Here is a 19269-nt window from a genome sequence, read left to right as displayed (position 1 = left end):
GGGCAGGCAGTGATGCCTGCCCTTTTTTTTCACGATATAAATATCAGGATACCATGAGAACCAGATTAGGGGCATTGCTTGTAATAGCCATGATGGCCAGTGCCGGATGTTCGTCAAAAAGCGCCGTTACCTCTTCAGACAGCGATGCCGGACAGGGATCTTCCCTTCAGGGCAGCGCATCGGGCGCAAGCCGCGGATACGGATTCGACGAGTATCAGACCGGACCTATCGGAGACGTTTTTTTTGATTACGACAGTTCGATTCTCGCAGCCGAAGCTCAACAGCGCCTGACGGAGAATGCCTCGTGGATGAAAAGCAACTCAGCCAGGCAGGTCATTATCGAAGGCCATTGCGACGACCGCGGTACTTCCGAATACAACATAGCTCTTGGAGAGCGCAGGGCTATCAGTGCCAAAGAGTTCATGGTGAGGCTCGGCGTTGCCGCATCGCGCCTTGAAACCATTACCTACGGAGAAGAGCGCCCGTTTGACAAGGGTCAGAACGAAGAGGCCTGGGCAAAGAACAGAAGGGCTCATTTTATTGTAAAATAACCGGCATGCCCCGCAGTTCGGGGCGTATCCGACGATATGATGAACTAATCCTTATTCCGACCTATGAAAATCAAGGGCGTTTTATTCTTTCTTTTTCCGGTAGTAGCGCTTGGCGGCTGTGCGTCCAAATCCGATCTTGTTGTTGTTTCCGACGATGTCAGAAAACTCCGGACGGAATCGGAAACCATAAAATCACAGTCTGCGGCCTCATATTCCGACGTTCAGCAGGTTCGCGATGAGGTTTCACAGTTGCAGGGCAAGCTCGAGGAGATGGGCTACAGGAACCGGCAGACCTTCGGTCGGCTGGGTCTTGAGGATTCGCTCCTGGTGCAGAAGATGGACAATATCGATACCCGGCTCGGACGTATTGAGCAGCAGCTTGGACTCGGTTCGCAGAAGTCTGCGGTATCGAAGGGCAGCGTGGGTGCTGCGGGTTCTGTTCCCGCTTCAGTTTCAACCGACAGTGCGCTTCTCAACGACGGCGTGCAGAAGCTCTCAAAAAACAGTTACGCTTCGGCAAGGGAGAGTTTTACGGCGCTTATGCAGACCTACCCGAAATCGAGCCTGTTCGACGATGCGCAGTTCTATATCGCCGAAAGCTACTTCAGCGAGAAATGGTACGAAAAGGCCGTTCTGGAGTATCAGGTCGTCATCGCCAAATACACGAAAAGCAACAGGCGTCCGGCAGCACTCTACAAGCAGGGGCTTGCCTTCGAGCAGCTTGGCGATCAGGTCAATGCGAAAGCCCGGTTCAGGGATATCATGAACGTTTATCCGTCTTCGCCGGAAGCGGCCATGGCAAAAAAGAAGCTGCAGTAAAGTCCTTCAGGACTCGACTGGTCGGCGGAACCCCGGTAATTCCGGGGTTTTTGCTTTTCTGTTTATAATTTGTAATTAATCCAGATAATAATATATTCAACGATTAATTATAGATAATTCGTGAGCGAGGCTCAGCCCATTTTTTTTTCTCATCGTCAATCTTTAACCGCATTTCATTAGTCATGAACAGATTAAAAAAAACCATCTCACTCGTCTGTCTCGGCGTTCTGCTCTCTTTTCCCGTTTCAGCCGCCGAAAGCGAGTCGGGAAAAACCGAGATCATTAAAGGGGTGACTTTTTCCGGGCTTGTAGAGGTCGAAGGTACCTACGTCGACAGCGATGGCGCCAGTTCGAGCGATCTCTCTCTTGCAACTTTCGAGCTCGATCTTGAAGCCAGAGTGACTGACTGGCTCAGCGCCCATGTCGTACTGCTCTATGAAGAGGACGGCGACGACGAGCTGCTCGTGGACGAAGCCTACATCAGGATGAAAAAAGAGGATATGCCGTTCTTCGCCGAAGCAGGGCGTATGACCCAGGCCTTCGGTAATTTTGCAACCGGCATGATTTCCGACCCTCTGACCCTCGAACTTGGCGAAACCAAGCATCACGCTTCGCTTCGGGCAGGCTACGAAGCCGATCCGCTGACGGCGTCTCTCGCTCTTCTGAAGGGTGATGTGCAGAAAGCAGGAAAGGATGATATCAACACCTTTGTGGCGGCCATAGGCGCTGCCGGAGAGGTGAGTGAATCGTTCCGCTACGGGCTTGGTGCTTCATATATCAGCAACATCGCCGATACCGATGGTCTGCAGGACGCCTATGAACCCTATGGCCATGAGACCTCGGAGTTTGTCGGGGGATACTCCGTTTACGGTATCGCCGGCATAGGCAGCTTCGAATTTCGGGCAGAATACCTCACAGCGGCGGATACATTCTCCGATGGCGATCTGGCAGGCATGCAGCCGCAGGCCTGCAATTTCGAAATCGGTTATGATTTTCCGCTTCCGCTCCATCTGGCCCTTCGTTATGCCGGCGCGGATGATTTCGAGGTGGAAAAGCAGTACGGAGCCACACTTGCCTATGACCTTGCCGAAGAGGCTGTGCTTGCGCTGGAGTACCTGCACATGAAAAACGACGACAGTACGAAAAGCGATATGGTGACGCTCCAGCTTGCCATGGAATTTTAATAATCGGGGAGAAGAGGTGATGTGTCCATTGGCAATGTTGACCTGCGGTGAAACGGCAGAAATAGTAGGCGTAAGGCATGCCGAGCGGCATCAGTCTGGAGCGTGTGCCCGTCATGGCGAATGCGGCAGTGAAGGCAGGCACCGGCACGGCAGGGGTGAGGCGCGATCGGCCCGCCTTTCCGAGATGGGTTTTTCTCCGGGCCAGGTAGTCGAGGTGGTGCAGAACACTCCCGGTGTGCCGCTGCTGCTCAGGGTCAGGGATGGAAAAATGGCGCTTGATAAGCGAACGGCAATGCAAATAATAGTAAGAAGGATACTCAAATGAATTTATCGGAATTAAGAAAAGGGCAGGCCGGCAGGGTTGTGAAGATCGACGCTGTACCGGCTTTACGTAAAAGGCTTCTCGATATGGGGTTGCTGGCTGGCGAGGTAGTCAGGGTTGAGGGTGTTGCGCCGTTTGGCGATCCTATGGAAGTGTCTGTCAGAAACTACAGGCTTTCGCTTCGAAAAAAAGAGGTTGAAGGAATCCTTGTAGAGGAGGTGAAATGATGCAGACAGAGGAAATGATTGGAGCAGTGGTGAAGCCGGAAGGTATGAAGGTGAAGGGGAGTGTTGTAGCCGTCGTGGGGAATCCGAATTGCGGCAAGACCACGCTGTTCAACATGCTGACCGGATTGAACCAGCGGGTTGGGAACTGGCCTGGCGTGACGGTGGACCGGAAGATCGGTCACTTTACACATAACGGAACACTATATGAGCTTGTCGATCTGCCCGGCATTTATTCGCTTTCGGCACTTTCCCAGGATGAGGAGATAGCCCGGGACTATATTATGTCGGGTGAGGCGGATCTTATCGTCAACATTGTTGATGCTTCAAATCCCGACAGGAATCTCTACCTGACGAGCAGGCTGCTTGAAATGCAGGTTCCGGTAGTCGTTGCGCTCAACATGATTGATGTGGCTGCAGAAAAAGGCATTGAAACCGATGTCGCAGAGCTTTCCATGCGTCTCGGAACAGCGGTTGTGCCTCTGGTCGCATCGCGCGGTGAAGGAATCGGCGAGCTGAAAGCGGCTATTGCCAGCGGGGTTGTTGAAAAAAGGGTGGCAGGCAAACGGGTTACCTATCCAGGCGCTCTCGACAAGGCTATCAGGGAGATGTCGGCGGAGGTTTCCCCGGCAGCCGCAGCGTTGCGGTACGATCCGGCATGGCTTGCTCTCAAGCTGCTCGAAGGTGATCACAGTCTCGAAGCGAAACTCGACGACAGCATGCGGCAGATTGTCGAGCGTCGACGGGAAACGCTGGTCAGGCAGCTCGGGGATGATGCCGATATCGTCATAGCCGATACCCACTACCGTTTCGTTGGCGATCTGTCGGCAAGTGTCGTCAAAAGAAGTGACGATAAGAAGGTGATATTTACCGATCGTATCGACCGGGTGGTGCTTAACAGATTCCTCGGCATCCCGATGTTTCTGCTTGTGATGTATCTGATGTTTCTTTTTACCATCAATATAGGAGGCGCCTTTATTGATTTCTTCGACATCGCTGCCGGCGCACTGTTTGTTGACGGTTTCGGGTTTCTGCTCGCATCCCTCGGATCCCCCGAGTGGCTTGCCGCCATCATTGCAGGAGGGCTGGGCGGTGCTCTGCAGACCATGGCCACCTTCATTCCGCCCATCGGATTCATGTTCATTTTCCTCTCCATCCTCGAAGATTCAGGATACATGGCAAGAGCCGCCTATGTCATGGACCGGGGAATGAGGGCGATAGGCCTGCCGGGGAAAGCCTTCATTCCCATGCTTGTCGGCTTCGGCTGCTCGGTGCCGGCCATCATGTCGGCAAGGACCATGAACGACGAGCGCGACAGGGTCATGACCATCATGATGGTGCCATTCATGTCCTGCGGCGCAAGGCTTCCGGTTTATGCGCTTTTCGCGGCGGCATTCTTCCCTGTTGGAGGTCAGAACCTTGTGTTTCTGCTCTATCTTATGGGAATAGCCGTTGCCGTGATGACCGGATTCATCCTGAAAAATACCCTGCTAAGGGGCGACGTATCCCCGTTTATCATGGAGATGCCGGCATACCATCTGCCGACGCTGCAGGGTATTGCCCTCAGGGTGTGGGAGCTGCTGAAGTCATTCCTTTTCAAGGCCGGGAAAGTGCTGGTGCCGGTCATCATGGTGCTGAGCATCATGAACTCGCTTGGCACCGACGGAACCTTCGGCAATGAAGATACCGAACGTTCGGTGCTTTCAGTTACCGGAAAGGCCATAACGCCGGCATTCACCCCGTTCGGTGTCAGCGAGGAGAACTGGCCTGCCGCCGTTGGGCTCTTTACCGGTATTTTTGCAAAAGAAGCCGTGGTTGGAACGCTCGACAATCTCTATGCGCAGATGTCGTCAAGCGAAGAGGGCGAGGCGGAAAAGGAGGTGTCGTTCAGTCTCTTTGGCGCGCTGTCGGAGGCATTTGCCACGATACCTGAAAATCTTGCCGGTGTGACGGAAACGTTGCTCGATCCTCTCGGCATCTCGATCGGCGATGTATCCGACAGGGCAGCTGTCGCCGAAGATCAGGAGGTCGGCACATCTATTTTCGGCTCGATGGTATCGCTTTTCGACGGAACGGCAGGCGCCTTTGCCTACCTGGTGTTCATACTGCTCTATTTCCCATGTGCGGCAGCCATCGCCGCAGTCTATCGCGAAACCAATATCGGATGGACACTTTTTGCAGGTGCATGGACTACCGGACTTGCGTATTTCTTTGCCGTCATCGTCTACCAGACGGCAACATTCAGCCTTCATCCGGCATCATCGGCGGTATGGATCGGCTGCATGGCGCTTCTGCTTTTTGCGGCGGTCGGTCTGATGTATCTGAAGGGCGGACGTGCTGAAGTCCGATAGGCTTCGTCAAATGAAAAAAAGGGGCGGTTGCGTGCATGGACCGCTCCTTTCGCGCAATCATAACAAGAGGAGGATGGCATGACACTTACAGATCTCAGGGGGTTTCTCAGAGAGAGAAACCGGGTATCGCTCGGTGAAGTTGCCGGGCATTTCAATACCGATCAGGGTACCGCAGAGTCGATGCTCGACCACTGGGTCAGAAAAGGGAGCGTCGAAAAGAAAACCGGAGATGTTTTTTCAAGCACCTGCTGCGGCAAGTGCGGCGGGCACAAGGTAACCTGGTATCAGTGGATCGAGGGGTAAGCGAGCCGGCGGGAACGGATTACGACGAACGGTTTGTTCAGCATTCCGTTTTTTTTGTAACGGTTTTATTAATTATAAAAAGACTAAATAAATAAAAGGAGGAGCTATGAAGCCTGGTGGAGAGAGGAAAAACGGCTGCCATTTTCATTGTCAGGTTCAGAAATGCACATGCGGTGCATTTCATCTGCATTACCGGTATGCCATGGTGGTGCTGCACAAGCAGGCACTCTTCCAGATCATGGAAGAGTGCTATCGGAGGGAAGAGCAGTACGTCGGCGACAAATCGGGATGCAACCCTGCTCCCATGATCATCATGCTTGGAATCGTTTCGCTGATCGTTCCCGAAGAGGATTTCAGCATGTTCAGCAATGCAATTCATGAGGCGGTTTCAGAGGAACTTGGTTTGCCTGCGCTTTTTGGCGAAAGCTCTCCTTTGCCGGGAACGGAAGATGGCGGAATGTAAACAGGAGCACTATTCGATCAACAGTTAAAACACCAAACGGAACATGAAAAAAATAGGCCTTTTCTGGGGTTCGCAGACCGGTAATACCGAAAACGCAGCCGATCTCATTGCCGCCGTAATCGGATACGAACATGTGGACAACTACAATATCCGGGATGTTGGTGCCGATACGCTTGCCGGATATGATTCTCTTCTGATCGGCACATCGACATGGGGAGCCGGGGAGCTTCAGGATGACTGGTACAATGTATTCCCGAGTCTCGATTCTCTCGACTGCAGGGGAAAAACCGTCGCGTTTTTCGGACTTGGCGACCAGTTGAGTTACGGCGACTATTTTCTCGATGGCATGGGAATCCTTTATGAAAAATTTTTCGAAAGAGGCGCAAAGGTGATCGGGGCATGGCCCGCTGAAGGTTATGACTACTCCGGTTCGCGGGCTTTCGTTCACGGCTCTTTTGTCGGTCTGGCTCTCGATGCCGACAATCAGGACCATCTGAGCGCTTCCCGTATTCAGCAGTGGGTAAGCCTGATCAGACCGGCGCTGCTTTAAATGGCGGAATTGCGGCGTGGCCGGCATGAAACAAAAAAAGCTATGCAAAAGGTTGCATAGCTTTTTTTTGTACAGCTGAAGAAAATTCGGACGCTTATTTGAAAAACTCGTTAAGCGTGTAGGTGCGTCTGTCGATTTCCACGCACAACTCTTTGTTGAGCGAGTTATAAAACACCGGTATGTCTCTCATGGTCCACTTTACTCCCCGCTTGTCGAAATCGATCACATAACGGTTTTCGTTATCGAGAACCTTCTGCTCGAGATTGATGGCGATGTCGGGCTGGGTGGTCAGCACATAGATTTCGATCTCTCCGGCAATGAGTCTGCTGATCATCTCTTTGGTTGGAGAGAGCTTCGTTCTGCCGGATGCAGGGCATATTTCAAGTTGAAGGCGGTCGTTCCGGTCTCTCTTGGCCGAAGTAATGAAATATTTTTCGGCTTTATGAACTGCGTTCCCCGACCAGGGACCCGAGGTGCTTGATCGTACCTGGTTTTCTCCGGTAAATGGTCGACTGAGCTGAGGTTGCATCGTTTGCACATGATTTGGATTGGCAAATAAAACACACAGCGGTGTGTACCTTCAACAGTTTCCAAGTTAGCAAAACATCGTCAAATAAAAAAGGGATTCCGGTCGAATCGCCTCCAGTCGATCTCTTCTGTACTTTTCCCGGTTTTTTCGAAGGAGACGGTTTTTTCGCCCTTCGGCAGAAAGTCCTTGCGGCAGGGTCGCTTTTTTTATCTTTGATATACAAAGTGTTTTTCCGTATCTCCTTGCAGTTTCATAGCAGTTGCCCTGTTGGCTAACCCCTTCCCCGGTGAGGAGATTGCTGCTATTCTCTCGGCATGGTATTTTTCCTTAGGGATCTTTTTCAGCGTATGTGCTTTCAGACGCAGAAAAAAACGGCCGGGTCATGACCTGTGATGCACCGGTGGTGTTTCCTCTCTTTCTCGATGAAGTCTGCAGCGGTGAATGCCCGGGGAGCGAAGGGATGCTACACCTTTTTTACGGGAAAATGCTTACCTTCAGCGTAATACCCGATACCCCTCAGAGTTCCGTTTGTAAACCCTGTCAGCCTTTTTGCGGTATGGCCGCCAAACCGTTTCGTTTCAGGAAACGCCTTCCTGCAGGCATAAAAGCCTCATCTGTCGCCGCATCGAACCATGCGGGAGGAGATTTCTGATGGATTCCTTCGGTATTCAGCATTACGCGAGTTTCGTTTCGGCGATCGTGCTTTTCCAGCTCATGCCCGGACCGGGCACTGTGGTGATTCTCGATATCGCTGGGCGGCGCGGCAAACGGGCGGGATTGGCCGCAGTCGCAGGGACGCTTGCGGGCGACTGCGTTTTTACATGCTTGCCGCGGTGACCGGTCTTGCTGCGCTCATGCAAAGCGGGTCTGCGCTTTTGCAGACCTTGCAGTGGCTCGGGGCAGGGTATCTCTGCTGGACCGGATTGCAGCAGTTCCTTGTCGCCGGCAGGGGTTTCGCCGGCGAGCAGGTGAACGTGGGAGTTTTGTACGCTTTTTCCCGCTCTTTCTGCTTCCCGGTGTTTCGGCTTTCACGCTCATGGCCATGATAACATGGTGGCATCCCGGGCTTGTCTCCACGCAGAAAGTTCGGGGTCTGGCACGCCGGATTGCCGGTCTTGCGCTCATCGGCTTCGGCGTCAGGTTCGCCTTCGCCGGCAGGTAGTCTTCTTCGGGAGAGTTTTTTTCTGTGCGTTCGTGTTTGCCGGAAATCCCGGGTTTTTCGCTTTCTATTCTCCCAACGTGATGATGTCGTTCCAGCCAGTGGTGTAGTGCGCTGACTTCATTGTCTGGTTCGGTTTCCAGGCATTTTCGTTCTCTGCGGCTATCCGGACTGCTGCGGGGCCGTACCGGCGGTTGATGTGCTCCATCGCCTCCATGAGGCTCTTCTGTCGGTCATTTCCGGCCGCAGCCTCTGTGTCGAACAGCGTGAGCTCCCGACCGAATGATTGCGCCGGCGTGAGACCGCTGACGATAACACCCGCCTTTTTGTACTCGAATCCTTCCCTGTAGATCGATGCCAGCGCCAGTTCCGCGGCCCGGATTACGGAGATGGTGTCCTGCGACGGCCGGAGCATGGCCAGGGTCCGGGTTCCCCGGTATTTCAGGTGCGGTTCGTTGAACGGGCTGGTGCAGATGAAGACCGTGAGCATCGATGCCACGGAGCCCTCCTGCCGGAGCTTACGGGAGCATTTTCCGGCAAAGGTTGCCACTGCCTGCTGCAGTTCGTCCAGCGAGGTAACCGTGCGGCCGAATGAACGGGAGGTACAGATGCTCTGCTTTGGCGGTCTGATCTGTTCCAGCGGAAGGCATGAGTGACCGTTGAGTTCCTCCTGAATGCGGATTCCGGGGATGTGCAGGTTTTTCCGGATCCACGATGCCGGGGCGAGGGAGTAGTCGAGGGCGGTCCGGATGTTCCGCGTTTCGAGCAGCCGGTTCCATTGCCGTCCGATTCCCCAGATATCTTCAACTTTCAGGGTAGCCAGGGCTTCGGAAATTTCTTTCTGTGTGGAGAGCATGCAGACGCCTTCGTACCCCGGGTTTTTCTTCGCCATCCGGCTGGCCGCCTTGGCCAGGGTTTTCGTGGAGCCTATGCCGATGCTGACCGGAATGCCGGTGTGCTTTCTTACCGTGTATCGGATACGGCTTGCGTGATGTTCCAGTCCGAACCGGCTGAAGCCGCCGAGGTCTATAAAGGCCTCGTCGATGGAGTAGATCTCGATTTCAGGTGCAAGGTCGCCGATTGTGGCCATCACCCGGGATGACATGTCGCCGTAGAGCGGGAAGTTTGCCGAAAAGATCCTGACCTGGTGTTTTTTGAGGATATCCCGGAACTTGAAGGCCGGGCCGCCCATCGGCAGGCCGAGAGCCTTTGCCTCGTCGGAGCGCGCGATAAAACAGCCGTCGTTGTTCGAGAGCACGACCACGGGTTTTCCGGTCAGCGACGGGTTGAAGACCCTTTCGCAGGAGACGTAGAAGTTGTTGCAGTCGACCAGAGCGAACATGACCGGTGGTTTTTTTGATTTGTTGCGTGGTTGGCGGTTGTTTACCAGGAAATTCAGCGGGCCTTGTGGATGACGTAGGTGACGATACCCCAGACACTGAAGTCGTTTGCTTCAGTGATCCGGATCGGCTTGAACCGTTCGTTTGCCGGCATGAGGCAGAGTTCTCCATCCGTTCGGGCGATGCGCTTGACGGTGAACGCTCCGTCAATGAAGCAGACCGCAATATCGCCTTCCTTTGGGTCAAGGGCCTTGTCGATCACCAGCAGATCTCCGTCGAGGATGCCGGCACCGGTCATGGAGGTTCCTTTGGCGCGGGCGTAGAAGGTTGCTGCCGGATGCTTGATGAGAGCCTTGTTCAGGTCGAGCGTCACCTCTTCGTAATCCTCCGCCGGGGAAGGGAAGCCTGCGGAGATACCGGTTCCGGCAAGCGGGAGTTCAAGTTCCGAGGCAAGATCGGCGGTAAAAAAATCCAGCACAGGGCCGGTATGGATTCGGGATAGCTGCATAGTGCAATGTGTTGAGTTTTTTCCCGCTTTGCAAGAGCGATGTTGCAGCTGTAAACCCGATACGGACAAAACACGGGAAGGTGGTATGTCCTTTCGGTAACCGGAATTGGTTCTCAGGCTGTTGAGTCGTTGTGCGAGCGGGCAGGCGGCTTGCCGTGCGGCCAGTGTTGCCGGTAAAAGCGAATGCGGGTTTCAGGCTGGCGCCATGAAACTCACCGTGCTTTTTTGCTTAACGGATGTGAAAATAGAGGAGAGAGCGGGCTGCATGACGGCCAATGACGAAGCGAAGGTTTTCGCTATCCACCTCGACAAGGCGTCGGGAGCCTACGAGTACAGCCTCAGCGTCGATGCCCAGGGCCCGAAAGGCATGTTCTCGGGTTCCCATGTACCTCAACTTCACCGACCAGAGCGGAGAGCGCTACCTGCTGACCGTTTTCGACCATGTCCGCAAGACGCATGCCCTGCAGTACAACAGTGCCGCACGGCGATCATGAAGATTGAATGGAGCAACACCGCGAAATAGCCGTCCCCTTTGCACGGTTCCGTTCCGGTGACGGTGAAACAGGTTTTCATGTAAACAGACGAGCCCCGGGTTTTATCCCCGGGGCTCGTCTGTTTTTTTCGCTCAGTCCGTTACGACCATGTCGGTTCAGCGGCTTACTTGTCGTTGCCGTCGATCACTTCGTACTCGGCGTTTTCGACCTCGCCCTCTCCGCCTTTTTTGCCGCTCTGGTCGCCGCCGCCGGCCGAAGGGCCGGAAGCACCGGGAGCGCCAGCGCCTGCACCAGCATCCGGGGTCTGATAGAGGTTGGAGGCTACATCGCTCCACTCCTTGTTCAGGTCATCCATTGCGGACTTGATCGATTCTGCGGTGCCGTTCTTGTAGGCCTCTTTCAGCTTTTCAAGTGCGCCTTCCATGCGCGGCTTCCTGTCGGCCGGGATCTTGTCGCCAAGTTCGACGAGCTGCTTTTCGGTGCTGAAGATCAGCGAGTCCGCTGCGTTGCGGATGTCGATCTCCTCCTTCTTTTTCTGGTCTTCGGCAGCATGTGCCTTGGCATCCTGCTTCATTTTTTCGATTTCAGCATCGTTGAGCTTGCCGCTGGCCTCGATCCGGATGGTCTGTTCCTTTCCGGTGGCCTTGTCCTTTGCCGATACGCTCAGGATACCGTTCGAATCGATGTCGAAGGTCACCTCGATCTGCGGAACGCCTCTTGGTGCCGGCGGAATGTCCCCGAGGTGGAAACGCCCGAGGGTCTTGTTGTCGGAAGCCATGGGCCTTTCGCCCTGAACCACGTGGACTTCAACGGATGTCTGGCTGTCGGCAGCCGTCGAGAACACCTCCTGTTTCTTGGTAGGAATGGTGGTGTTTGCCTCGATAAGCCGGGTCATAACGCCGCCGAGCGTTTCGATGCCGAGCGAGAGAGGCGTGACGTCGAGCAGGAGCACGTCGGTCACGTCGCCCTTGAGCACGCCGCCCTGAATGGCTGCACCGATGGCAACAACCTCGTCGGGGTTTACGCTTCTGTTGGGCTCACGGCCGAAAAACTCCTTGACCAGGGCCTGTACTTTCGGAATACGGGTTGAACCGCCCACCAGCACGACCTCGTCGATTTCCTTCATTTCAAGCTTCGAGTTTTTAACGGCGCGGTGGCAGGGTTCGAGAATTTTTTCGAACAGGTCTGCGCTCATGGCCTCGAATTTTGCCCTTGTCAGGTTGATAACCAGATGTTTTGGGCCCTCCTGGGTTGCCGTGATGAACGGCAGGTTGATTTCCGTGTCGGTTCTCGACGAGAGCTCGACTTTGGCTTTTTCGGCTGCCTCCTTGAGTCTTTGCAGGGCAATGGCGTCACTGCGAAGGTCTATGCCTTCCTGCTTTTTGAACTCGTCGGCAAGGAAGTCGATGATTTTCTGGTCGAAGTCGTCTCCGCCAAGATGGGTGTCGCCATCGGTGGACTTCACTTCGAAAACGCCGTCTCCGAGTTCGAGAATCGAGATGTCGAACGTTCCTCCGCCAAGGTCGAAAACCGCAACCTTTTCGCTTTCCTTCTTTTTGTCGAGACCGTAGGCAAGTGCTGCGGCTGTAGGTTCGTTGATGATCCGTTTTACATCGAGACCGGCAATTTTTCCGGCGTCCTTGGTTGCCTGCCGCTGTGCGTCGTTGAAGTACGCCGGAACGGTAATGACGGCTTCGGTTACCTTTTCGCCGAGGAAGTCTTCGGCAGTCTGTTTCATCTTCTGCAGGATCATTGCAGAGACTTCCTGCGGAGAGTAGATTTTGTCGTTGATCTTTACCCGCGCCTCACCGTTTTCGTTGATGATATCGTACGGGGCCAGCTTTTTCTCGTTGGGCACCTCGTCATATTTGCGTCCCATAAAGCGCTTGATCGAAGATACCGTGTTTTTCGGATTGGTTATAGCCTGTCGTTTAGCCGCCTGGCCGACAAGCCTGTCGCCCGTTTTGGTCACAGCAACGATAGAGGGAGTCGTACGGTTTCCTTCGGAATTTTCTATAACCGTCGGCTGCGTGCCCTGCATGACGGCTACACACGAGTTCGTAGTTCCGAGGTCGATACCGATAATTTTTCCCATAGTTGTAATTCCTTTTTCCTGATTGTGTATGAATGATTATCCGGCTTTCATCCCCTAAGGGTTGGAAGCCGGACTGGTGAAGCTGTTTACCTGATCGATATTTCCTTGGTTTTCCTGACCGGCTGTGCTTTCGGCAGGGTAACATGCAGTACGCCGTTTTCGAAATCGGCGCCGATATTTTCCTGGTCGATCATCTCTCCGAGATTGAAGCTTCTTGAAAAGCTGCCGTAGGAGCGTTCGATCCGGTGGAAATCTTTTTTCTTTTCTTCTGATTCCTGCTTGCGTTCGGCCTTGATGGTCAGCACGTCGTCTTCGATATTCAGTGCGATCTGCTCTTTCGTGAGGCCGGGAAGTTCGGCATCGATGTGAAAGGCGTGCTCATCTTCCGATATGTCTACCTTGAATGCCGGTGCGCTGGCTGGAGCCATCTGGTTGCCCGACCAGATATCGTCGAAAAGTCTCAGGGGGTCTTTTGCCAATTTTACAAGCATCTGTGTGTCCTCCATGGTGTAATGTTAACTTACGTTGTTTTTTATAACAGTGTATGCATCTGTACATCAGTAAAAATGCAAATAGCATGCCAAACCTGTTTTTGCTGATTCCGGGGGTGTCAGGTGTGCTTGTTTGTCAGAGATATGGTCATTTTGTCATATCCCCGAAAGAGTTTTTCTTGAAATTGTGTCAGAGTTCGTCGGTATTGCCATGCAGCTGCTGCGGGAACGGAAAATTAAGCCCGAGGTAAACGGCCGTGAGAGGCGAGCGGGAAAGGTTGATGGAACACAGAAGGAAATGACAGGGCTTGGGCACGGAGCATGGTGAATGCGCCTTCGGGGAAGAGAGCGTAAGGTTTTCGGGGCGAGGAAGCAGGGGCTCAGGTGGTAAGATTGCTGTTGACTTTCTGAATCCAGCTCAGGCGGTCCTGCAGGTTTTCAACCACGCTTTTCGAAATAAGGTAACAGGCAAAGATAATGCTGTCGTCGGCGATGCGGTAATAGCATTTCAGTCCTTCCTTTCTGCGGTGGACAACTCCGTTGTCGTGCATGAGGGCGAGATGTTTGGAGATGTTCGCCTGACTCGCATTGACCTCTTTAACGATGTCCTGAACGGTGCGTTCCCGTTCGCAAAGCACCCGAAGGATTCTCAGTCTCATTGGCTCGGAAAGCAGCTTGAAGCGGTTCGATACGGCTTCGAGCATTTCATCAGGCATATTGAGATTCCACTTCTTTACTTCATCTTCGGATATCGTAATCGTTTTACCCATAACAATCTTTTTGTTGGCAGGCAGGTCATAACCACCCCGCACTGCAGAATGACGGCCCCATTTGTAGCGTTATAGCTATATAGCTATAAATTCATACTATTCAAACCAAAAAAGCCCTCTTGTCAGGGCTTTTACGGAAATTATGAAATTTGATCGAACAGGAGGGATTCTTCGGTTTGTCGGCTTGAAATGATTCCGAGCTGGAGCACGGAATCGACAAGCGACTGGGGAGCTTTGAATCGTACGATTTTCTCCCGGATAATCAGTTTGGTCTTTTTTGCTTCGGTGAACTCTTCGGCACACGCCATGCACTCGGAAAGATGCTGCTGAAACTCCTGCTCCTCCTTTGGCGTCAGCTCCCCGTCAAGTGCGCAGCTCATCAGCACTCGGGCTTTTTTGCAGTTCATAGTAAAAAAGGTCTGGATGTGTATTGTGTTACTCTTCTTTTTTATCGGTATTAAAGCCATATTTTCTGGCATAGTTTTCAAGTTGACCGCGAAGCAGTTTCCGGCCGCGGTACAACCTTGACCTTACTGTCCCGATAGGGCTTTCCACCATATTGGCAATCTCCTCATAGGTGAATCCCTCGATATCACACAACTGTATCACTTCCCTGAACTCTTCAGGCAGCGATTGCAGCGCCTGATAGACCTCTTCATGCATGAGCGAATGGAAATAGTCCGAATCGGCTTCGCTTGTGTCGCTTCTTGTATCCTTTATCGAATGATAAAAATCCTTTATAAGATCGTAATCAACTTTGCCCGGCTCCCGCGAATTTTTGCGGAATCTGTTGATATAATTATTTTTAAGGATTTTAAACAGCCATGCCTTGCAGTTTGTTCCCCGTTCAAAAGAATTAAAGAATTTGTAAGCCTTGAGGTAGGTTTCCTGAACAAGGTCTTCCGCATCGTCGGGGTTCATGGTCAGATGCAGGGCGTAGTTATAAAGAGAGTTGATGTGGGCAACAGCTTCTTCCTGAAACTCCTGCTGTTTTTTCAGTTCTTCACGGGTAAGGGTTTCCTTGACCCGTTTCTGTTTTTTTTTCTCTGGGGATTCGTTAGTATCCATAACATGTTTTGTTCTTTATACCGGCAATCGTCACCCAACCGTGCAGGTTCAAGGTGTTACGCGGTTAAATAGTTAATTTATAACATTTATTTTAAAGAAGACAAACTCGGCGGGCTATTAAAGGGTCCCGCTGTCATTTGTCGTGACAGATCCTTACCATGGTCGAGGGATGTTCCGCATGACGGGACGCGAGGTTTTGCGGGTTCATGCACGGAGAAGCAGGCTGCACGCGGTACTGATCGGCCGGGGAGTACTAAAACTACAGGTGTTACCCTATGAGTGAGCAGGCGGAAGTTATTGTGATCGGAGCGGGCATCGGAGGGCTTACTGCCGCCGCGCTGCTTCAGGAAAGAGGCATTCGTACCGTGGTTTTCGAAAAAAACGGCTTTCCCGGCGGAAGCTGTTCGTCATTCGAGAGGAGCGGTTACAGATTCGATGCCGGTGCTTCGGTTTTTTACGGTTTTTCCGAAAACGGCAAAAGCGGGACGCTGAACCTGCACACCAGGATATTCCGCAAACTCGGTGTAGAGGTTGCTACGGTTCCGGATCCCGTCCAGATTCATTACCATCTGCCCGAAGGTTTCAGCGTGGCGGCATCATACAGCCGGCAGGAGTTTCTCGACTCCCTTGCCGCCCGTTTTCCTCTCGAGAAGGAGGGTATAGAGGGCTTCTACCGTGAGCTCGAGGAGGTGTACGACATTCTCAGTTCCCTTCCGGCCGGTTCGCTCGAGGATGTTGCGCATCTGGCCTCTGTCGGCGGCCGCTATCCGCTCAAGACCGTCATGCTTGCCCTCAAGACTTTCCGTTCGATGGGTAAAACCGCCCGGAAGTATATCCGCAACGAAGAACTGCTCCGTTTTATCGATATCGAGTCCTATTCCTGGGCGGTGCAGGACGCTCTTTCGACTCCACTGGTCAACGCAGGGATATGCCTTGCCGACCGGCACCACGGCGGCATTAACTACCCTCTCGGCGGATCAGGCAGGATTCCAGAAGCGCTCTGCAGGGGCCTGGAGAAGTTCGGCGGCAGCGTTCGCTACCGTTCGGAGGTCACCGAAATCATCGTGGAAAACGGTATGGCCCGCGGGGTAAGGCTCGCCGGTGGTGAAACCGTTTTTGCAGGGTCGGTCATCACCAACGCCACCGTTTGGGACACCTTCAACCGCATGGTCAGGGATTCCCGCTACCGGGTGCCCGAAGATCGGTTTCTCAGGGCGCCGAGCTGGTTCCAGATGTTTCTCGGCGTTGATGCCTCGCTCATTCCCGAGGGCTTCCACGTGCACCATATTCTCGTTGACGACTGGAACGCTTACGATACGCCCGGCGGCACCATCTATTTTTCCGCACCCACCATTCTCGATCCGTCGCTTGCCCCGCCCGGCCGGCATATCGTGCATGCTTTCGTGACCTCGGAGACCGAAATGTGGGAACGGTACGATCGCGGCAGCGCCGAATACCGAGAGGCGAAGGAGCGCTATGCCGATTCGATCATCGCCCGGACGGAAAAAATTCTTCCGGGGCTCCTGAAAGCCGTGAAGCTGAAAGTTCTGGCGACCCCGCAGACCCACGAGCGCTACCTGAACCGCTGGAAAGGTTCATACGGCGCTATGCTCAAGCCCGGTCAGAATATCCTGCTGAAACCCCAGAACCGTACGCTGGTGAAGAATCTGTTCGCGGTAGGGGACAGCACCTTTCCGGGCCAGGGGGTCATTGCGGTGACCTATTCGGGGGTGTCGTGTGCTTCGCTGGTGGCGCGCAGGCTGGGAAAGCCTCTCGATTATCTGTAGATACCGGCAGGTCGGCCCTCTGCGGGTCGAATTGGCACTCGCGCCCCTCTAAAGGGGCTTGGGCTGGTGGTGGTGCGGCGTTTATCCGGAGCCGAAGACGGCTTCCTGGCGGGTTTTCTCTTCAGCTTGCTGCCAGCAGCATGTCGATCTCCCTGAAAGGGAAATCGGTCAGTTCGGAGAGGATCTTCTTGGTCACATACCCCTTGAACAGATAGGTGCCTTTTCTCAGGCTGTGGCTTTTCCACAGGATGTCGGCAACGGTTTCATGTTCGGTCAGTTTCAGAAGGAAGGGGAGCAGGGTGTTGGTGAGGGCGAACGATGCGGTTTTGGCTACGGCGGAAGGAATGTTCGGAACGCAGTAGTGCGTTACGCCGTGCTTGACATAGATCGGATTGGTATGGGATGTGTGGCGGCTTGTAGCGAAGCATGCACCCTGGTCTATGGAGACATCGATAATGACCGATCCCGGCTTCATCGACTTGATGACCTGTTCGCTCACCAGTGGATGGATGATTTTCTTTTTCGGGCTGAGTGCTCCGATCAGGACGTCCGAAGTTTTTGCAAGCTCGGAAATATAGTGGTCGTTGGCGATCGCCGTTACCAGATGGCGGTTGAAAAAGGCTTCGAACCGTCGCAGCCGGTTGATCTCCTTGTCGATCACCGTCACCTGGGCTCCAAGGCCAAGTGCATCCTGTGCGGCAAACAGCCCAACGGTTCCCGCGCCGATAATGGTCACATTGGCCGGAGGTACACCGGCAATGCCTCCCAGAAGAATGCCGCTTCCTCCGTATCCGGTCTCAAGATATTTCGCTGCAGTCTGGATTGCCAGCGAACCGGCTATTTCGCTCAGGGTCCTTACAATGGGGAGTTCGCCGTCGCGTGTTTCTATGAATTCGAAGCCCAGCGCGGTGACGTTTTTTTCGAGCAGCGTTTTTATGAGATGCCGGCTGATTGTGCCGAGATGCAGCGCCGAAATGAGCATCTGACCGGGTGTGAACAGAGGCAGTTCTTCCTGCTGCGGTGGGGATACCTTGACAATGACGTTCGACTGACCGAAAAGCTCTTCCGGCGAAGGCGCGATGATTGCGCCCGCTTCGGCGTAGTCGCTGTCGGAAAAGTTGCAGAATTGCCCGGCAGTTGTTTCGACGATAACCCTTATGCCGTGCTCGGTCAGTATCTGTACGCCCGCCGGCGAAATAGCCACACGCCGTTCATCCTGAGCTCTTTCCCTGGGAATCCCGAGAGAAATGTTCATGGTTTTTTCCGGCTTGATCAGCCATCGTTCAAGTGTTTTGACGCCAAGGTCAAACTCGAAATCGCAACCGTATCCCATCGAGGGTTCGTTTAGCAAAAGTTATAAGGCCGGGGCAGACCTTGGGCCTGCCCCGGCAGGCAGTGGCTTATTTCACTCTTATGGTTACACTTTCAACAGCTTTCGTCTGCGGCGTATTTCCGGATGTACAGGTCGATCCGGGCAGGCTGAGGCGTCCGCCCGAAACCGTGCAGAGCATGCCGGACGCTGCGTTGAAGATACCGCCGGCCGCTCCGGAAATCAGTGAAACGGGTGCTTGCAACGCACCGGATAGCAGTGAACCACTGCCTTGCAACGCACCCGAGACGAGGGCGACAGGAGCCTGGAGTACCGGAATGGCTTCCATTACTGTATGAACGGCGAGTCCGGCTCCGTACTGGAGGCCTCCCGCGATTTTACCGATGGAGTCCAGTGGATTGAGCTTTCCTTCCCTGACCCGCGAGACGAGATTGGCCGCACCGCCGGGAAGCTTCGTGACGACATTGAACCCTATGGTCTGGGCATAGGTGATGAATCCCGGTACGTTGAGACCGATCACGATCCTTCTGAGGTTTTCGGCTCTTGTGAGCACCCTGATGGTGCCTTCACCGGTTATGATCGTCTGGCACGCCAGCCGGCCACCTTCCTGGAAAAGTTTGTCGGAAATAAAAGCTTTTTCCTCATCGCTCGGCGGTGAAAGCAGCTCGGCCCCTTCCTTTACATACACAAAGCAGCTCTGGCATATGCCGTTACCGCCGCAGATGCATCCGATATGAGCGTTATGGCGCTGTGCCGCTTGCAGGAGAAGGTCGCCGGCCGCCACTTCGCATGGTTTGTCGTTGATGTAGATGATCATGGCTGTAGAGTGTTAGTGATGAACAGGCTGTTATACTACCCCTCGATATAAAATATAATCAATTTCATCACACCGCAATCACCGGGTGACCGGTCACGGGGCGGTTTCGATTGA

At 53.7% G+C, this 19269-nt stretch carries 24 protein-coding genes; 12 read left to right on the top strand and 12 right to left on the bottom strand.

Annotated elements, in window-relative coordinates:
• Nucleotides 1-53 precede the first annotated feature (53 nt).
• The 9 genes from pal (at nt 54) to K9G39_RS00870 (ending at nt 6767) form a co-directional block, all read left to right on the top strand.
• On the top strand, nt 54-551 hold the full coding sequence (gene pal, locus K9G39_RS00910) for a peptidoglycan-associated lipoprotein Pal (protein WP_292003033.1): 498 nt from the start codon (nt 54-56) through the stop codon (nt 549-551).
• Between the two features lie 63 nt (nt 552-614).
• Nucleotides 615-1370 carry a tol-pal system protein YbgF gene (gene ybgF / locus K9G39_RS00905; protein WP_292003032.1) on the top strand — a complete coding sequence of 252 codons (756 nt, stop codon included), beginning with the start codon at nt 615-617 and terminating at the stop codon, nt 1368-1370.
• A gap of 182 nt (nt 1371-1552) precedes the next feature.
• On the top strand, nt 1553-2554 hold the full coding sequence (locus K9G39_RS00900) for an LbtU family siderophore porin (protein WP_292003031.1): 1002 nt from the start codon (nt 1553-1555) through the stop codon (nt 2552-2554).
• Nucleotides 2555-2588: 34 nt separating this feature from the next.
• Complete coding sequence (locus K9G39_RS00895; protein ID WP_292003071.1) at nt 2589-2879, top strand: ferrous iron transport protein A; 291 nt, start codon at nt 2589-2591, stop codon at nt 2877-2879.
• On the top strand, nt 2876-3103 hold the full coding sequence (locus K9G39_RS00890; RefSeq protein WP_292003030.1) for a ferrous iron transport protein A: 228 nt from the start codon (nt 2876-2878) through the stop codon (nt 3101-3103). Before K9G39_RS00895 ends, K9G39_RS00890 begins: the two co-directional genes overlap by 4 nt.
• Nucleotides 3103-5451 (top strand): Fe(2+) transporter permease subunit FeoB, encoded by a 2349-nt coding sequence (feoB, locus tag K9G39_RS00885; protein WP_292003070.1) that lies wholly within the window; start codon nt 3103-3105, stop codon nt 5449-5451. The genes K9G39_RS00890 and feoB overlap by 1 nt, the downstream gene beginning before the upstream one ends.
• 78 nt (nt 5452-5529) lie before the next feature.
• Nucleotides 5530-5754 carry a FeoC-like transcriptional regulator gene (locus K9G39_RS00880; protein ID WP_292003029.1) on the top strand — a complete coding sequence of 75 codons (225 nt, stop codon included), beginning with the start codon at nt 5530-5532 and terminating at the stop codon, nt 5752-5754.
• A 106-nt stretch (nt 5755-5860) separates the two neighbouring features.
• Complete coding sequence (locus K9G39_RS00875) at nt 5861-6217, top strand: hypothetical protein (protein WP_292003028.1); 357 nt, start codon at nt 5861-5863, stop codon at nt 6215-6217.
• Between the two features lie 43 nt (nt 6218-6260).
• Entirely contained in the window at nt 6261-6767 is a 507-nt protein-coding gene (locus K9G39_RS00870; RefSeq protein ID WP_292003027.1) for a flavodoxin, read from the top strand.
• Nucleotides 6768-6861: 94 nt separating this feature from the next.
• Here the strand turns inward: K9G39_RS00870 and pscD are convergent, their stop codons facing one another.
• Nucleotides 6862-7296, bottom strand: a complete 435-nt coding sequence (gene pscD, locus K9G39_RS00865) for a photosystem P840 reaction center protein PscD (RefSeq protein WP_292003026.1) — start codon at nt 7294-7296, stop codon at nt 6862-6864.
• Between the two features lie 540 nt (nt 7297-7836).
• Complete coding sequence (locus K9G39_RS00860) at nt 7837-7971, bottom strand: hypothetical protein (protein ID WP_292003025.1); 135 nt, start codon at nt 7969-7971, stop codon at nt 7837-7839.
• Here K9G39_RS00860 and K9G39_RS11145 point away from each other — a divergent pair.
• Together K9G39_RS11145 and K9G39_RS00855 are read left to right on the top strand one after the other, a co-directional pair.
• Nucleotides 7929-8342: a LysE family transporter gene (locus K9G39_RS11145; RefSeq protein WP_363319346.1), complete on the top strand. Its 414-nt coding sequence runs from the start codon at nt 7929-7931 to the stop codon at nt 8340-8342. The genes K9G39_RS00860 and K9G39_RS11145 overlap by 43 nt on opposite strands.
• Nucleotides 8333-8458 (top strand): hypothetical protein, encoded by a 126-nt coding sequence (locus K9G39_RS00855; RefSeq protein ID WP_292003024.1) that lies wholly within the window; start codon nt 8333-8335, stop codon nt 8456-8458. Before K9G39_RS11145 ends, K9G39_RS00855 begins: the two co-directional genes overlap by 10 nt.
• Nucleotides 8459-8522: 64 nt before the next feature.
• On the opposite strand, the gene K9G39_RS00850 is transcribed toward K9G39_RS00855, so the two are convergent.
• From K9G39_RS00850 to K9G39_RS00815, 8 genes are all read right to left on the bottom strand, one after another.
• Complete coding sequence (locus K9G39_RS00850; protein ID WP_292003023.1) at nt 8523-9797, bottom strand: Y-family DNA polymerase; 1275 nt, start codon at nt 9795-9797, stop codon at nt 8523-8525.
• A 53-nt stretch (nt 9798-9850) separates the two neighbouring features.
• Nucleotides 9851-10303 carry a translesion error-prone DNA polymerase V autoproteolytic subunit gene (umuD, locus tag K9G39_RS00845; RefSeq protein ID WP_292003022.1) on the bottom strand — a complete coding sequence of 151 codons (453 nt, stop codon included), beginning with the start codon at nt 10301-10303 and terminating at the stop codon, nt 9851-9853.
• A 229-nt stretch (nt 10304-10532) separates the two neighbouring features.
• Nucleotides 10533-10688, bottom strand: coding sequence for a hypothetical protein (locus K9G39_RS00840; protein WP_292003021.1), 156 nt, complete (start codon nt 10686-10688; stop codon nt 10533-10535).
• A 272-nt stretch (nt 10689-10960) separates the two neighbouring features.
• Nucleotides 10961-12892: a molecular chaperone DnaK gene (gene dnaK, locus K9G39_RS00835; protein WP_292003020.1), complete on the bottom strand. Its 1932-nt coding sequence runs from the start codon at nt 12890-12892 to the stop codon at nt 10961-10963.
• An 86-nt stretch (nt 12893-12978) separates the two neighbouring features.
• On the bottom strand, nt 12979-13383 hold the full coding sequence (locus K9G39_RS00830) for an Hsp20/alpha crystallin family protein (protein ID WP_292003069.1): 405 nt from the start codon (nt 13381-13383) through the stop codon (nt 12979-12981).
• Between the two features lie 380 nt (nt 13384-13763).
• Entirely contained in the window at nt 13764-14153 is a 390-nt protein-coding gene (locus tag K9G39_RS00825; protein WP_292003019.1) for a metalloregulator ArsR/SmtB family transcription factor, read from the bottom strand.
• Nucleotides 14154-14293: 140 nt separating this feature from the next.
• Entirely contained in the window at nt 14294-14560 is a 267-nt protein-coding gene (locus tag K9G39_RS00820) for a zf-HC2 domain-containing protein (protein ID WP_292003018.1), read from the bottom strand.
• A 28-nt stretch (nt 14561-14588) separates the two neighbouring features.
• Nucleotides 14589-15221, bottom strand: coding sequence for a sigma-70 family RNA polymerase sigma factor (locus K9G39_RS00815; RefSeq protein WP_292003017.1), 633 nt, complete (start codon nt 15219-15221; stop codon nt 14589-14591).
• Between the two features lie 275 nt (nt 15222-15496).
• Between K9G39_RS00815 and K9G39_RS00810 the strand changes: the two genes are divergently transcribed.
• Nucleotides 15497-17008, top strand: a complete 1512-nt coding sequence (locus tag K9G39_RS00810; protein WP_292003016.1) for an NAD(P)/FAD-dependent oxidoreductase — start codon at nt 15497-15499, stop codon at nt 17006-17008.
• Nucleotides 17009-17129: 121 nt separating this feature from the next.
• Here K9G39_RS00810 and K9G39_RS00805 read toward each other — a convergent pair whose 3' ends face one another.
• Nucleotides 17130-18341, bottom strand: coding sequence for an alanine dehydrogenase (locus tag K9G39_RS00805; RefSeq protein WP_292003015.1), 1212 nt, complete (start codon nt 18339-18341; stop codon nt 17130-17132).
• 67 nt (nt 18342-18408) lie between these two features.
• Complete coding sequence (locus tag K9G39_RS00800; protein WP_292003014.1) at nt 18409-19155, bottom strand: 2Fe-2S iron-sulfur cluster-binding protein; 747 nt, start codon at nt 19153-19155, stop codon at nt 18409-18411.
• Nucleotides 19156-19269: the final 114 nt, after the last annotated feature.

The organism is Chlorobium sp., from assembly GCF_021740465.1.
Lineage (GTDB): Bacteria > Bacteroidota > Chlorobiia > Chlorobiales > Chlorobiaceae > Chlorobium.
The sequence above is the reverse complement of the archived record's forward strand: the minus strand, read 5'-3'. Positions and strand labels throughout refer to the sequence as shown.